Origin of the sequence: Cytophaga sp. (assembly GCF_051961495.1) — a bacterium.
GTDB lineage: Bacteria > Bacteroidota > Bacteroidia > Cytophagales > Cytophagaceae > Cytophaga.
Genome location: NZ_JBQCDF010000310.1, coordinates 1 through 16,300, shown reverse-complemented (window position 1 = coordinate 16,300; position 16,300 = coordinate 1). Strand labels below are relative to the sequence as shown.

Annotated in this window: 12 protein-coding genes; 6 read left to right on the top strand and 6 right to left on the bottom strand. The window is 41.8% G+C overall.

The window, feature by feature from the left end:
• Nucleotides 1-400 (top strand): thioredoxin family protein (locus tag ACTHJT_RS17050; protein WP_440240442.1); only part of this gene is annotated, 400 nt, incomplete at its 5' end.
• Nucleotides 401-538: 138 nt separating this feature from the next.
• Here the strand turns inward: ACTHJT_RS17050 and ACTHJT_RS17045 are convergent.
• The 6 genes from ACTHJT_RS17045 to ACTHJT_RS17020 all read right to left on the bottom strand — a co-directional run bounded on the left by ACTHJT_RS17045 (nt 539) and on the right by ACTHJT_RS17020 (nt 6,590).
• Nucleotides 539-1,054, bottom strand: coding sequence for a methionine-R-sulfoxide reductase (locus ACTHJT_RS17045; RefSeq protein ID WP_440240440.1), 516 nt, complete (start codon nt 1,052-1,054; stop codon nt 539-541).
• Nucleotides 1,055-1,283: 229 nt separating this feature from the next.
• Complete coding sequence (locus ACTHJT_RS17040; RefSeq protein WP_440240438.1) at nt 1,284-2,126, bottom strand: transglutaminase-like domain-containing protein; 843 nt, start codon at nt 2,124-2,126, stop codon at nt 1,284-1,286.
• Between the two features lie 15 nt (nt 2,127-2,141).
• Nucleotides 2,142-3,770, bottom strand: coding sequence for an acyl-CoA carboxylase subunit beta (locus ACTHJT_RS17035; RefSeq protein WP_440240436.1), 1,629 nt, complete (start codon nt 3,768-3,770; stop codon nt 2,142-2,144).
• 484 nt (nt 3,771-4,254) lie between these two features.
• The gene (locus ACTHJT_RS17030; RefSeq protein ID WP_440240434.1) at nt 4,255-4,521 is read right to left on the bottom strand and encodes a hypothetical protein; all 267 of its coding nucleotides are present in this window, start codon (nt 4,519-4,521) and stop codon (nt 4,255-4,257) included.
• Nucleotides 4,522-4,873: 352 nt separating this feature from the next.
• Complete coding sequence (locus ACTHJT_RS17025) at nt 4,874-5,794, bottom strand: MlaD family protein (RefSeq protein ID WP_440240432.1); 921 nt, start codon at nt 5,792-5,794, stop codon at nt 4,874-4,876.
• Nucleotides 5,795-5,816: 22 nt separating this feature from the next.
• A complete protein-coding gene (locus ACTHJT_RS17020; RefSeq protein ID WP_440240430.1) occupies nt 5,817-6,590 on the bottom strand; it encodes an N-acetylmuramoyl-L-alanine amidase family protein in 774 nt (257 codons plus the stop codon).
• 165 nt (nt 6,591-6,755) lie between these two features.
• Between ACTHJT_RS17020 and ACTHJT_RS17015 the strand changes: the two genes are divergently transcribed.
• From ACTHJT_RS17015 to ACTHJT_RS16995, 5 genes are all read left to right on the top strand, one after another.
• Nucleotides 6,756-9,293, top strand: coding sequence for a putative LPS assembly protein LptD (locus ACTHJT_RS17015; protein WP_440240428.1), 2,538 nt, complete (start codon nt 6,756-6,758; stop codon nt 9,291-9,293).
• Between the two features lie 223 nt (nt 9,294-9,516).
• The gene (locus ACTHJT_RS17010) at nt 9,517-12,897 is read left to right on the top strand and encodes a T9SS type A sorting domain-containing protein (protein WP_440240426.1); all 3,381 of its coding nucleotides are present in this window, start codon (nt 9,517-9,519) and stop codon (nt 12,895-12,897) included.
• Nucleotides 12,898-12,962: 65 nt separating this feature from the next.
• Nucleotides 12,963-14,828, top strand: a complete 1,866-nt coding sequence (locus ACTHJT_RS17005) for a gliding motility-associated C-terminal domain-containing protein (RefSeq protein WP_440240424.1) — start codon at nt 12,963-12,965, stop codon at nt 14,826-14,828.
• Nucleotides 14,829-15,702: 874 nt separating this feature from the next.
• Nucleotides 15,703-15,936: a CopG family transcriptional regulator gene (locus ACTHJT_RS17000; RefSeq protein ID WP_440240422.1), complete on the top strand. Its 234-nt coding sequence runs from the start codon at nt 15,703-15,705 to the stop codon at nt 15,934-15,936.
• On the top strand, nt 15,933-16,265 hold the full coding sequence (locus tag ACTHJT_RS16995; protein WP_440240420.1) for a type II toxin-antitoxin system PemK/MazF family toxin: 333 nt from the start codon (nt 15,933-15,935) through the stop codon (nt 16,263-16,265). The genes ACTHJT_RS17000 and ACTHJT_RS16995 overlap by 4 nt, the downstream gene beginning before the upstream one ends.
• Nucleotides 16,266-16,300: the final 35 nt, after the last annotated feature.

The window sequence follows — 16,300 nt, the reverse complement described above, 5'->3', positions numbered from 1 at the left end:
TTACGAACAGCGTATTGCTACACTGGCGCGCCGCTATAATACCAGCGGGGTAACATTTTTACTGGTAAATCCATCGGTAAGTAAAACGGACAAATTCGAAACAGTTGAGGCAATGAGGAAGAAGATCCAGAATGACCAGTCACTATATCCTTACCTGGCAGATACCACCCAATCACTTGCGATCAGCTTTGGTGTTACCCGTCTGCCGGATGCGTTTGTTTTGAAAAAAATGGAAAATTCGTTCCGTCTGGTGTATAAAGGTTCTATTGACGACAATCCGCAAAGCGCCGAAAACATTACGAACAATTATTTAGACGATGCCATCTCGGCAATGATCAATAATAAAACAATCAAGATCGCTGAAACGAGGCCGGTAGGCTGTTTGCTGAAACAGTATTAGGTTTTACGTTTTACGTTTTAAGTAATAAGTTTTAAGTAGTAAGAAATTCGTTGGAAATAAAAAACAGCCTGTGGTTTGATTTAAACCCCAGGCTGTTTTTTATGAGCTTATTTCTTAAAACGTAGAACTTAGAACATATTACTTTTCCAGCGGTACAAACTCAATGGAAATGGAATTCACACAGTGGCGGGTATTTTTTGCTGTCATTCTTTCGCCTTCAAACACATGGCCTAAATGCGCCTTGCAATTGGTGCAGATAATTTCTATCCTTCTGCCATCGGCATCGGGCACACGGGTTACAGCGCCGGGAATTTCATCGTCGAAACTTGGCCAGCCGCAATGCGAATCGAATTTATCCGAAGAACGGTACAGCGGTGCATTACAGCGCTTGCAGATATACGTACCCGGTTCTTTGTGATTGTAATATTTTCCTGTAAAAGGTCTTTCAGTACCTTTATCAATAATCACCCATTTCTCCTCGGGAGTTAAGGGATTGTATTTGCTTGAATCGCTCATTGGTATAACGGGAAGATTAAAGGTTGATTTGCTGGTGTCTGTGCTTTGTTTTTGGGGTGCGGCCTGCTGCTGGGAACAAGCGGTAAAGCTTAAAGCCAGACTGCCGGCCAGAATCCATAAAGTTATATGCTGTTTCATAACAGATATTGGTTGTAAGTGATAAACAATCTTTTTTATGTTTTAATTCAGATTGATATACGTAACCAATAATCAAACCAGATTTTTCCTTGTGCCTGTTAGTTTATGCTGGCGCAAGCATTTGCTTGTGCCTGATTGTTCTTTGGGCTTATGCTGGCGCAAGGTTTTCCTTGTGCCTGTTAGTTCCGGGGCACAAGCAAATGCATGCGCCATCGATGACTTCCCCGAATCAGTATTTTTCTCCTGTCAGGAAATGAAGCATTTTTTTAACATCATCCACACGCTCCATTTCCGAAAGTTTTTCAAAAGAAATAATCAGGTTTCTTAATACACGTGCAACAATATCAATGTTGGAGCAGGGCTGATAGAATACATCGATCGGCGCCAGGTTTAACTGATGCAGGTAATTATCAATATCTTCTTTGGTAAAGATCAGGCCTTTGTTGAAAGCGTTGATATAGAACTGGGAATTTTCATTCTTATAGGTAAGAATAAATAAGCTCGGCAGGTTTACGCCGTAGATAGGTAGTTTCAGCTTCTGCGCAACCATCATGTAAATAGCGCACAGCGAAAGCGGATTTCCTTTTTTACTTTCAAGTACCTGGCTGATCATCGAGTTTGCCGGGGAATGAAAATTCTTCGTATTCGAACTGAATTTTAATTTATTGAACAATACATTATTCAGCACCTTCACCTGCTCCATCGGCAGCATGTCTGGTTTCATGTCCAGCCATGCTTCGTAATAGATCTGTTCCATGGCGCTCTTAATGGTAGCGAATTCCAGGTCGGGATACTGATACGTACATACCAGCCACAAGCCTTCCATCAGGTCCGCGCCGCCTGTCTTCTTCCACTGCGCGAAACGGTCTTCCAGCAATATAAACTGCAGCAGGTGCACGATATCTTCAATCCGTTTCTGCACAACGGGATTGAAGTTCTGTTCCCATTCTTTTTCAAGGAAAGGAATCATTGATCCGCCCTGGGCAAGAAGTTCCTTCTCTACCTGCGAAATCACTTCCACATCTTCATCGTCCAGTAAAGAAATTAATGCTTTTATTTTCGCTTCATCCATATTCAAATATATTGATCAGGTTTGTATTACGCCAACATTAAAGCGTTTCATTTTCGCATTGTTGTTGGCCGCTTCGATACCCATTGATACATAAGATCTTGTTTCAAGCGGGTCGATCACCGCATCGATCCACAAACGCGCGGCCGCGTAATACGGAGAAAGTTCTTCGTTGTATTTATCTGTAATTTCTTTCAGCAATTCCGCTTCGGCTTCCGGAGTAATTTCCTGCCCTTTTGCTTTCAGGGAAGATACTTTGATCTGCAGTAAAGTCTTTGCCGCAGAGGCTCCGCTCATCACACCAATCTGTGCACCCGGCCAGGCCACGATCAACCGCGGATCATAAGCCTTGCCACACATGGCATAATTACCCGCGCCGTACGAATTACCTACAATAACTGTAAACTTAGGGACCACCGAGTTAGCCATGGCATTCACCATCTTCGCACCGTCTTTGATGATACCGCCTTGCTCGGAGCGACTGCCGACCATGAAGCCAGTCACATCCTGAAGGAATAACAACGGTACTTTGCGCTGGTTGCAGTTCATGATAAAGCGCGCGGCTTTATCTGCTGAGTCGGAGTAGATCACGCCGCCCATCTGCATTTCGTTCTTTTTTGTTTTTACAATCTTGCGCTGGTTCGCTACAATACCAACCGCCCAGCCGTCTATACGCGCGTACCCGCAAATGATGGTTTGTCCGTACAACTCTTTATATGGTTCAAAAGCTGAATCATCTATCAGTCGTTTGATGATATCCATCATATCATACGGCTTACTTCTGTCTGTCGGCAGCAAGCCGTAAATTTCTTCTTCGTTCAGTTTAGGCTTTGCAGCAGCAATGCGATCAAAGCCTGCTTTCTCTCCATGGCCTGTATGATTGAACACGGCACGGATGCGCGTAATGCATTCGGCATCATCTTTACATTTATGATCAATCACGCCGGAGATTTCCGTTTGTGTAGTTGCTCCACCGAGTGTTTCGTTGTCGACTGTTTCGCCAATCGCCGCTTTCACCAGGTATGAACCGGCAAGGAATATAGAACCTGTACCTTCTACAATAAAGGCTTCATCCGACATGATGGGCAGGTACGCGCCACCCGCCACGCAGCTGCCCATCACGGCTGCAATCTGCAGGATTCCTTCCGACGACATCCATGCATTGTTGCGGAAAATCCTGCCGAAGTGTTCTTTATCAGCAAATACTTCGTTCTGCATCGGCAGGAAAACACCGGCGCTATCCACCAGGTACACGATCGGAATCCGGTTCTCCATGGCGATCTCCTGCGCACGCAGATTTTTCTTTGCCGTCATCGGAAACCAGGCTCCGGCTTTTACGGTTGCATCGTTGGCTACAACAATGCAAATGCGGCCTTCTACATAACCCATCTGTACAACTACACCTGCCGACGGACAACCGCCGACTTCCGTGTACATATCTTCAGCAGCCAACGCGCCAATCTCAATCACCGCCTTACCCGGATCAAACAGTTTCGCGATGCGCTCCCGCGCAGACCACTTCCCTTTTTCCTTTTCAGCCTGCATACGTTTTTCACCACCTCCCTGCGCAACTTTCTTCAGCCGCTGTTTCAACGCATAGCAAAGCGTTTTTAACGCATCTTCATTTTTATTGAATTCAATGTCCATGAATAAAAGTAATATGTTTTAAGTTTTAACAAAACCTTATAGGTTTTCTTTAATCAACATCTGCTGTGTCAGATACAAAATCAGTTCTATCAAACATTCGCACTTAACATTTGCAAAACCTATAAGGTTTAAGCACGATTAACTTTCCTGGCGCAAGTCTTAGCGAAGCGTGACTTGTGCCTTTTTATTTTTGCAGTCTTCGACTGCATTGTTAATTTTCGCTGGCGCAAGGTTTTCCTTGTGCCTGTTTGTTCTCAATAAAACCTTATAGGTTTTGTTTGATTACGATTTGCTGTATCCGATAAAGATTAGTTCTATCAAATATTCGTCCTTGCCATTTTCAAAACCTATAAGGTTTAAGCGTGATCGATCTGCAACCAACTCTCCAAGGGTTTAAAACACGTGGAGAGTTTTCGTTTACCCTATCATTTTTTCTGTCGCCAGTCTTCATTTGGCATCCACCGCGGTGGATTTGACTGCATTGTTAATTATGCATCAGCATACCCACCAGCGTAATCATGGATGCCGCCAGTCCTATACCCAGGATCACGGCCACAACTTTATAACGCTTGCTGTTGCCTTCTGTTTTTCTTCCCTTGTACCAAAGTATTGCACTCAACACACCAAACGGATATGCTACGAAGAGATTGGCAAGATATGCCCACAACCAACCCGTCAGCATAAACCAGATTGCGGCAACGAGCGCTATATAAAAATACTGATTTGCTTTAAATGTATTTGTATTATTCATTTGATATGCAGTTACCCAGTAATACGTTTTAAGAAATTGTTGTTTTTAACAAAACCTTACAGGTTTTCTTTGATCAGGTTCTGTTTTTTAAGATACAAATTCAGTTCTAATTAATATTATATGCATGATTTATAAAACCTATAAGGTTCTGCATGATCAATCAAGAGCTTTAATAATTTACATTACGGAAAAACAAAAGCCCCGGATATATAATCGGGGGCTTTTATTTCCCGGCGCGTAGCACCGGGTTTAGTATATTCAAAGCTTTCAGCCTTATCAGGTTTTGAGACAAGCCTGAGATGAAATATAATCGTTTTATAACGGATCATAATTCATAACTCATAATTCATAATTACTTCACCTTCTTCTCCTTTTTACCAAACGGTGCGAAGAAATGATTCGGGTTTTTATTCAGATTCAGCAATAAGGCATCCAGGTCGGTAAGTGTTTTGTTCAGGTTATCATATGCGGCCTTGTCGTTTACCAATGCGCCCAGTGTACCTTCACCTTTGCTGATCTTCGTAGCTGACTTGTTCAGTTCAACCAACAACAGGTTGGCATTTGCAACGGTTTGTTTCAGTTCCATGTCGTTCAGAGAATCTGCCAGGGCGCTGAATTTAGCAATCACCGGAGTCAGTTTCTTTTCTGTTTCAACAAGGTTTGCTGTAAGCGTATTTAAATTGGTAAAAGTACCGTCCAGCTTGCTTTGTCCGGACTGCATCGTTGTTTTCAGCACCGAAGTAATCGCTTCCAGATTCGCCAGCGTGCCGTATAATTTTGAACGCATGTCTGCATCCAGCATATTCCCAACGTGCACCAGGGTTGTATCCAGGTGGTCGATCACCGGATACGCCTTGCCTTCCAGCATATCGGTAAGGCTCATCTGAAAGCCGCCTTTGATGGTCGCACCGTCTTCATACAGTTTGGTATTTTTGTTCATTTTCAAAACAATACTCATGCTGCCCAAAAGGTCCTTCGCTATTTCCGCATAGGTACCATCACCAACCAGGATGTCGTCGTTCACTTCAATGGAAACCAGAATGCTGTTGTTGTCCTGCTGGTTCAGCGTCAGCGTTTTTACTTTACCTACCTGGTATCCGTTGATCAATACCGGGTTTGATGGCGCCAGCCCGTCTACCTTACTGTATTTTATATAAAAGGTATTGGTATGTGAAAACACATCCGCCCCCTTTAAAAAATTAAATCCCAGATACAAAATAACACCTGCAACAAGTGTCATCAACCCTACTTTAAATTCTTTTGAAAACTTCACTCGATCTATACTGTTGGTAAAACTAATTTTCTATCTGTGCTTTGTATTCTTTAATGGCCCTGTAAATACCTGAAGCCAGGTACACCTGGTTTGTCTTGTTCGTTAGATACTTTTCTTCCGCGGCATTGGTCAGGTAGCCCAGTTCAATCAAAGCGCTTGGCATGGCTGTTTTCCATAACACCAGGAAGCCGGCCTGTTTTACCCCCCGGCTGGTACGGCCCAGACGTTTGGCAAACTGGTTTTCGATTTTGGATGCAACCAGAATACTGTTTTCAATATACGCATTTTGATAGAGCGAAAAAAGTATATGTGCCTGCGGTGATTTCGGATCAAAACCATCGTAATTCTTTTTATAATCGGTTTCTTTCAGAACCACTTCATTTTCACGCTTGGCCACGGCTAAATTATCTTCGGAGGAATGCAGGCCCATGACATAGGTTTCGGTGCCGTAAGCCGCTGAAGGGCCTGAGTTACAATGTATAGAGATAAACAGATCGGCGTTGTTGCGGTTGGCAATATCCGCACGGTCGTGCAGTTCAATAAAATTATCACTCATGCGGGTATAATAGACCTTGGTATCCGGCATGTTTTCTTTGATGATCCGGCCCAGCTCGAGAGCAACGGCAAGGGTTACTTTGGCTTCCACGCCGGTGGTGCCATGACAGCCCGGATCTTTACCGCCGTGACCGGCATCGATAACTATGGTACGAACTTTGTAAGAGTGCTGACCTAACGGCGAAAAAGAGGTCAATGACAGGGTTAGGAATAAAAAAAGTATATAAAGATTTTTTTTCACCTTGTACTCATTTATGAAGTTAATACAATAACTTTACCCAAAGTTGTGAATTTTAATTTAATTCTGAAATATAAACACGGTATATTCCGCATAATTTCGTTGATTTTCTGCATTTTACTTGCAGAATCAATCAATGCGCAATCCCCTATCTCAGATTCTCTGAATTTGAATTTTAAAAAGAATATCCTTGGTGACAGCACCAACGAAAAAACCGCCCACGCCCAATCCCTCGATACCTTAAAAAGCAAAACCGCTGATTCACTGGAGGCAAAAAAAAGCGACATCGAAACACGGATTCTGTACAGCTGCCGCGATTCCATCCGCATGAATGTAGCGGAACAAAAAGTGTATCTATACGGCGATGCCAAAGTGACTTATGGCAGCCGCATCCTCACAGCTGAATACATGGAGATCAACTGGGCGCTGAACGAAGTAACCGCCTACGGACTGATTGACACGGCCAGCGGCAAAACCATCGGCCGGCCAATATTCAGGGAAGGCGCCGACATGTATACCGCCGAGGTTATCCGCTATAATATGAAAAGCGGCAAAGGGATCATTAAAGGTATAGTAACCAAGCAGGGCGACGGCTATATCCAGGGCGGACCAGTAAAGAAAACTCCCGAAGCCATTTATGTGAACAATGCCTTTTACACCACCTGTAACCTGCCCCACCCGCACTTCTCCATCAATGCTTCGAAGCTGAAAGTAATTCCGGGCGACAAAGTGGTAACCGGACCGTTCCACATGAAGATCATGGATATCCATACTCCGCTGGGTCTGCCGCTGGGTTTCTTTCCGGTAACCAAACGCTCCAAGTCTGGAATCATCTTCCCTACCATTGGTGAACAACGCAGCAGGGGCTTCTTTATTAGTAATGGTGGTTATTACTGGGCCGTGAATGATTACCTGGGTATAAAAATGCTGGGGGATATATATGCCAACCAGAGTTACCGCTTATCCACAACAGCGAATTATATTAAGCGGTATCGCTATACTGGTATGATAAGTGGTAACTACAGTTCTACAAAAGAAGGTTTTGACAACGCCATTGATTTCATAAAGACTATGAACTTTAAATGGACACACAGACAGATCTCTCAGAGACCTTCTCAATTTTCTGCCTCTGTAGACATATCATCGCCGCAATATTACCAGACAACGAGCTATAATCCGACAAACTTAATGACCAGCAGCTTTAACTCTACGGTAAGCTGGAGTAAAGTCTTTCGCAATAGTCCCTTTAATTTAACCATTACTGCAAGACAAAGCCAGAACGTACAGACCAAGCAGATGGATGTAACCGCGCCGGATGCCAGCTTAAACATGAACCGCGTGTATGTATTCAAGAAAAAAGGCAGCGACGGCAACAAATGGTATGAAAAAATCAACGTGAGCTACTCCGGCCAGGGGCAATATAAATTTACCAACGTTGTACAATCAGCGCCGGGCGAAGCAGATACCTTAAAAAAGATTGAAGACATTTTAAGCAAAGGCCAGTGGAACGTAACCAATACCATACCAATCTCTACCACCTTTAAGCTGTTCAAATATTTCAACCTCAATCCGCAACTGGCTGGCCGGGTGTATTTTTATGACCGTACGGTTGATCAGTATTATGATGCTACAGCTAAAAAAGTTAAAACAGACACAACCATGGGCTTTGCTGCTGCTTATTCCTATAATTTCAGAACTGATTTAAGTACCCGTGTGTATGGAATTTATCGCTTTAAAAGCAAGATCATGCCTGCAATCCGGCACACGCTGATCCCTACTGTTTCATATACATACAGCCCCGATTTCTCCGAAAAGCAATATGGATTTTACAACCATTATCAGGATTCATCGGGTCATGACCATAGAACTCCTAAATTTTTAACGAACTCCCCTCCTGGCGGCGGCGTGCAGAATATGCTGAGCTTTAGATTGGTCAATACTATTGAAGGCAAAGTCCGCAACCGCAAGGATACTACTGGTATCAACGCACTAAAAATTGTCAAGCTGATTGAAACTTTTTCTATAGATGGCGGCTACAACTTTACAGCTGATTCTTGCAACTGGTCTCCATTGAATGTAAACACAGCTACCCGTTTGTTTAATAAGCTTTCGATTGCCTTTAACAGTACGTTCGATCCCTATAAATATGTTCCGGTTTACAACAGAACTACCGGCCAGGTAACAGGCTATATGAAAACGCAGGACGAGAACCCGGATTTTCTGACCATGCGTAGATACAACCTGGCATTAAATACAAGCCTCAACCCCAAAGCTAAAGGAAAAGGCATCAACGCGCAACCTGCGACCGGTGCCAATAGCGGCTACATCCCGGGAATCTCTCCTGCCTTCGGTTCACAGTATGTTGACTTTGCTATCCCATGGAATCTAACCTTAAGTTATGTACTTTCTTATAACAAGGACATTGTTATTAACCCATTTAACAACTCCCTAGGTTTTTCAGGTGATGTAAAAATTTCCGACAATTGGAAAATTGCTTTTAACTCGGGTTATGATTTCAAACTGCAAGGCTTATCGCAAGCCACTTCTATTCAACTCTACCGAGACCTGCATTGCTGGCAAATGAGTATGAGCATAATGCCTTTCGGTACGCGCCAATCATTTATGTTTACCATTCAGGCAAAATCTTCATTATTAAGAGACCTGAAGGTTACCAAACAGAATCCGAATTATTACGGTGGGTATTGATCAGGATTTTGATTTTTCTTAATTGTTTTTTTGATAATATTTATAAAGCACACTCATTAATCTTAACATATGTTAAGAAATATTGACAAAAAGCGATAATGACTTTTAAATCATTAACTTCATGCTTTAATCCTCATTTGAAAACATGAAAAAACTACTTTTAACTTTTGTATCAGCATGTATACTTAAGGTTTGTTATTCTCAATCAATTGAAATAACAAAAATGGCTATATACTCTCCAACAACTAAATCGATAACAGAATATACAGATCCTGAAATTGATTTAACTGATAATGCTATACCATATGATGTTACTAAAATAGAATTTACATGGAGCGATTTTGATCAAAGTGATATGCCACCCAATACATCACTAACATTAAATTTATGGTTCAATGATGGCTCCTCAAAAATTTTGATAAATACAACTTCCTACTTTTTCAATTCTTCTAATTCTAACTACTCTTCGTCTCTTTCCACAGGAGGTAATTTTATTGCAAGTGGAAGTAAAGAATATACATATACAGCAACGTATTTTGATAAGGACAATAACGAACAAACTATTGCTGAAAGTGATCCTTGGACAATTACAATTATAACTCCTCCAAATCAAATATTAAACAATAAAATCTGTTGTAACCAAAACACATTCGCATTTCCGTTTGATCCAGCTTCAATTAATCAAGACAATGGATCGACAATAACAACAGAAGATGGAGCTTTAATTACGTCAGTTCAATGGCAAAAACTTAATGGAAGTACATGGGCAAATATTACAGGTGCAACCCAATATTCGTATGATCCCCCATCAATAAATGGAAACACTCAATATAGAAGAGTACTAACATCATCTTCAGGCGCAATCAATAATAGCGCTCCGGTTGCAATAACAAAAATAACTGAAAGGATAAGCGGTAATTCTATTTGTTGCTCACAAACCACAACTGTAATGCCATTTGATCCTGCGATAATCACTCAAAAGATCAATACGACTGTTTCATCAAATGTTGGTCCGTCCGTAACTTTTACTTATCAATGGCAGGATTCTACAAAAGGTGCTTGGTCAAATATTGTAGGTGCAACTAACAGTTTTTATGATCCTTCATGGATCAAAAATTCAACTGCATATAGACGTATTGTTTTTGCTTCAACCGGAAGTCAAAACATAAGTAACTCTATTAATGTTTTTTTACAACCTTGTGATAGACCTGTTGCACAACAAAATGTAATTTGTGGAGATCAAACTTTTTACAAGTTACAGCATGGTGAAGTAATAAATCCTGCAAAAATTTTAGGGGCATTCATTAGCACCAATATTGACAGAAGAGAATTTGGATATGATTATCTAATATCTTATGACGGTAAAAATTGGTCAAATGTTAAAGCAAAACACTTACTTACAACTAAATTTTATACAAGTGGGTTAGCTGAGAATACTTATTATATCTGCAAAGATGTACATATAAAAAATGCGACTGACGAACTGTGTGCAATTGTAAAAAATGAATTAGACTATCAAATGCCTCCTTACATCTTTGATATTAATAAAGGAGCTCTACAGCATATCTATATTAAAAGGGACTATTATCACTGGTATGATGAATTTAATTGTGGTCTTTTCAATACTTTTTCCTGTGGGGCACAATGGCATTTTCAAAGCTCAAGCAACATCGCAACTATTACACTCACCACCGGCGATTTTCCAAAACCTGTTGAACCTATCACCAGCAGCCGTGATAATGTTACCTGCAACTGGGCAGACCAGACAATCAACTTCAGCGTGCCGCAGCTCAACAACAGCGAGTATTATAAATGGGAAATCCCTGCTACATGGTCAAGCTATACCGCATTGGAAGGTCCTTATGCAAACCAGATTTCTGTCAATACAAATAACGCTGAAAAAAACGTTGCTCTCGGCGGACAGGTTTGCTTAACAGTCACGCAGGGCGGCCAGTCAGACCGGCAATGTAAAACCATCACCGGGGTGCCGCAGTTTTATTCCATTCTGCCGACTGCACCGGTAAGCGCCTGCGAAGGACAAACAGTGGTAATAAAACCTGTGCTGGTAGGAACTGATACCAATCCCGATCATTATACCTACAACTGGGCGGCTTATCAATCTCCGGTGCAGTCCTGCAACAACCCGGCCGGTACCGTTGGCAATACCTGTAAGGAATTAAAAATTACAATCGCAAACGTACGCCAGTCACCGAACCAGGAAGTAACGTTGACAACGACAAATGCATTTGGCTGTACATACACATCCAAAGCCAAACTGGTGGCTACACCCGGCCTGCAGATGGGGATCCTGAACAGCTATAATGACCCGACAGCGATCAGCACCTCAGGCCTGGCAGTTAATACAACTGCCAACTACCTGTATTTTACTTCAAACAATAAAACCATTTACCGCAGCTACTACGACAATACACAATCGATCTGGAAGTATGCTGCATTATCTGACAAAACAACCAGCAAAGCAATTGTAAGCGACGGACCGGTGGCTTATTACAAAGGCAGCACGGATAAACTGTTTTATGCATATACAAATGGTTCTACTGCGAATCTATTTTATGCTGAGTCTGCTGATAATGGATTGACATGGGTTGATTATTTTACAACAAAAACTGTCGCTACAAACATAGATCCGCGAATTAAAATCTATGGGAATAATGTTTATTATATTGACATTCCAACCCGACAAGTATTGACTAAAGATGTCACTGCAACAAACTCATTATCCATAATAGTTGGAAATTCTAAAGTAAATTATTCGCAGCGTATGTTTACGGTGGAAGACGGCATACTGGCTTATGCCGATATCAGCAATAATATTGTCGCTTATAATGCTGTATCCGGTGTGGCTTATACAATCAATGTGCCGGCAACCATTAAGCAGGTAAATTACAATTCCAGCATTTCTGTTTACAATAAGAACATCTATTATACCAGTTCTACAGGTGCACTTCGCATCCTGAAATTCAACGCCGCTACAGGGGTGTATGATAATTACGAAGAAGTGCCTAACCTGCAGCTTGCCGGATCTTTTGCGATCAATAAACAGACCGGTACGCTCTATGCCAAAGCTTATGATGTACTGGGCAAGCAGATCTATTACAAAGACAACAACTGGAAAGCCGTGCCGATAGACAATTATTTATCGTATAGTGCGGTACAATCTGAAATGACTTACGCAAACGGCCACGCGTATTACATAGGTGACAATGGGTATTTATCCAATACCTACTATATTGCACCTTGTGTACCGGAAGTACTGCGCACAGCAAACGATGTAGATCTGGCGGGTGATATCATGAACGATCCTTTATCAAACACCATTGCCGAAGACCGTTCTGTACTGCTGTATCCGAATCCGGCAAATCACCTGGTAAAAGCAACCTTTACTGTTCCGCAGGAAAGTCTGGTGGAGATCAGTGTGGTACCAATTACCGGCGGCAGCAAAGATCTTAAGTATCGTGCTATTACAGCTTCAGGCACGCAGGATGTATCTTTTGACATGAGTACCTATGCGGCCGGTATATATATTGTCGAAGTACATGTAAACGGTACGCTGTATACAAAATCCAAGCTGATTAAATATTAATCCGTTTAAAAAAAATCTTTCAACAAATCATTGAGCCTGACCAGGGCTCAATGATTTTCTGTTATATGCAAAAGTACTGCTATCTATTCATCGGCTTGTTACTTTCTTCTTTGCAGCTTAATGCACAAAGCAAGCGTGCGAATGTCTGGTATATGTCAGAAGGGATACAGCTTGATTTTAATTGTAATCCTCCATGCCAGTCATTATTCCAGTCTTCCTTTAGATGCGGTCCATCCTCCTGTATCTGCGATAAAAACGGAATTCCACAATTCTATACCAACAATGAAACCATCTGGAATAGAGACCACCACATTATAGAAAATGGCGAAGGTTTGTATTCCTGTAGATTCTCCTCACAGGGGTCAGTAGTTGTACCTCTTACAACGAATCCCAATCAATATTTTCTGGTTACCTGCGATAATACCCGTTATCCGCCTGGTGTTTATTTACCACCTGCAACCTGCGTAGATATCAATCCGGTTAAGAATATTCTGAGCCTACACCTGATTGATATGGGCGCCAACAACGGACAGGGAACGGTGCTCTGGAAAAATAAAGTCATCTACAACGGTCATGTGGAAGCAATGCTGGCGGCGGTAAAACATGCCAATACTAAAGATACCTGGTTGCTTACTTACGATTTTGATATCAACCGTTTTGTTTCCCTGCTTTTGACCGATTGCGGCATACAGGATACTGTTATTTCCAAAAATCTGGAACTTCATGCTATAGGTGGAATCTTTCCACTTACTTTTTCTCCTAAAGGAGATATGTTTTATGTAAAGGCTGATTTGTCTGTACCAGGAAGCATGATTACACACTTCAATACTGCTACAGGTGAAGCAAGCAATCCTTTTTTTTTCAGGGGAAATACAGTACAAGGATGCTTTTCAACAGACAGCCGATACTTTTATCCCAATATAATGAACTCACATGTTCAACGGTATGATCTTTCCATACAGGACACCGCTGAAATATATGCACAGCAGCAACAATTAGATGTAGGAATATATGAAGGATTTAATACCAGCGTTCAAAATGGCCCCGACGGAAAAATATATTATACTTTTGACCAAAGATTTCTAACCTGGTATGTTATTGATGAGCCAACAGCAAATGTATTTTCTAAAAGAACTATTTATACCCCAGTAACAACCCAATATCTTATTGATGGTACATATATTCCCAATTTCGTACAAAGCTGGTTTGATCCCGATTTTAAAGAGTATGAATATGGCAGTCCGAAAATTTCCTATGAACGCGTGTGCGAAGGCAACAAAACAATCCTGCAGGCATCGCGCATTCCGCCGGCAACGGCTTATCACTGGGAGATCCATGAAAAAAATCTGCCTGTAACATTTTATTATAATACCGACAGCATCGCCCATACCTTTTCACAGGCGGGTGCGCACACGGTAAAGCTCATCATAGACTTCACCTGCACACCGGATATCATTACCCGCAACGATATTATGGTTGATGCGTTGCCCGTAAACTACATGCAGGATACAACCGTCTGCACAGGCGCGGCTGTTGAGATCGAAGCGCAACCTAGTCAGGTCAGCTACCTGTGGAGCACCGGCAATACAAGCAGCAAACAAAACATCCTGCCGGACCAAAGCTATTCGGTTGTTGTTTCAAACACCTGTGGAACGATTACAGACAGCATCCGTGTAACAAAGCTTGATTACAAAGTCATGAACCTTGTCACACAAAACAACGACGGCAGAAATGAAGTGCTGATGGTAGAATCAAACAGTACAGCAGCTGGCAAACTATCCGTCTACAACAGCTGGGGTGCGCAGATCTATTCAAACAATTCCTACAAAAATACCTGGCCGGAAGAAGATGTAGCGGCAGGTGTTTACTATTTCAGGTACGAGCTCAGCACCTGTCCGCCATCGAATGGTTGGGTGCAGGTGGTGCATTGAAGGGCACAAGCGAATGCTTGCGCCAGCAAATTGACTAGAACAGGTGGTTGGCAGTTTACGTGAGTAAGCCACATTCCGCAATATTAAATACACAACACGTAAACGTGCCGAACCACGGCAAATAATATTGTAAGCCGTGGTTGGCACGTTTATGCCCCACTGAACTTTGATAATTAAGCAATGATTGATGGCATAAACTGCCAACCACTTTCAAAAGGGCACAAGCGAATGCTTGCGCCAGCAAATGGCTGGATACAGGTTTTACATTAAGTTTTTATGTGCGACCCCGATGGGGTCGTAGGGTTGAAAAACGTTTTTTCTATAAACATGTGACCCCGCTGGGGTCATGACTAATAGTCTTTCATGCAAATTATAAATGAGATTGTTTGAATGACATCTTAAAAAATGTTTGTATCGACTCTTTACTGGTGAGTCATGACCCCAGCGGGGTCGCACATGTTTCCGGTATAAACACCCAAAACATTCCCGCCTGTTTTATAAAATTATCAGGCATTCTTTGTAATTTGCCACCTCATTACAGCATACAGTTTTCCGGGCTGCGGCACCGCCCATTTATCGTTTTTAATATTCTCATCCTCCCCTGATTCACCCGCAGTTCAGCCGTAGTTCACCTGTACTTCACCCGTAGTTCACCCGTATTAATAGCCTATCTGTACTATGGCATTCCTACAGACAAGGCATGTATAACGTATGGCAATCACTGATATCACTACTCTTTATCCTAGGGGTTACATACGTCATACTACCATTTGCATACCCCAACATATGCAATCTATAACACCCTACAAACAAATCACTTGACAATTATATACATATATATTATATTTATAATTCATATGTATATAATAACTATATGACCACTTTCACCAGCACCCTGCCCGATGATCTGATGTTGCTTTTAAATGAAAAAGCAAGCGAATTATCTATTCCCAAAAACAAACTGATAGAAAAAGCCCTGCGCATTTATCTGGACCAACTGAATAAAGCTTCCTATATCAAATCTTTCAAAAAAATGTCTGAAGACAAGGATGTATTGTCTATCGCTGAAGAAGGCATGAGTGATTATTTAACACAGATTGAAGAATGAAGCAGGGTGAAATCTGGCTGACAGATTTAAATCCAACCGAAGGCAGCGAGCAGGCCGGCTTCCGGCCTGTAGTCATCATCAGTGGCAACGTATTGAATGATTATGCCAATGTTGTAATCTGTTGTCCGCTGACAACAAAACTGAAACATTATCACGGTAACCTGATCGTTGAACCAGGCAAACAAAACGGTTTAAAAAAATCTTCAGAAGTATTAACTTTCCAGGTCAGATCACTTGCAAAGAAACGATTGAAAAATAAGCTCGGCTCACTTTCATCAACTGATCTTGCCAAAATTCATAAATGCCTGAATGAAATTTTAAAGTATTGATTCAATATACCAAGAGGGTCAAAAATATACAGCAG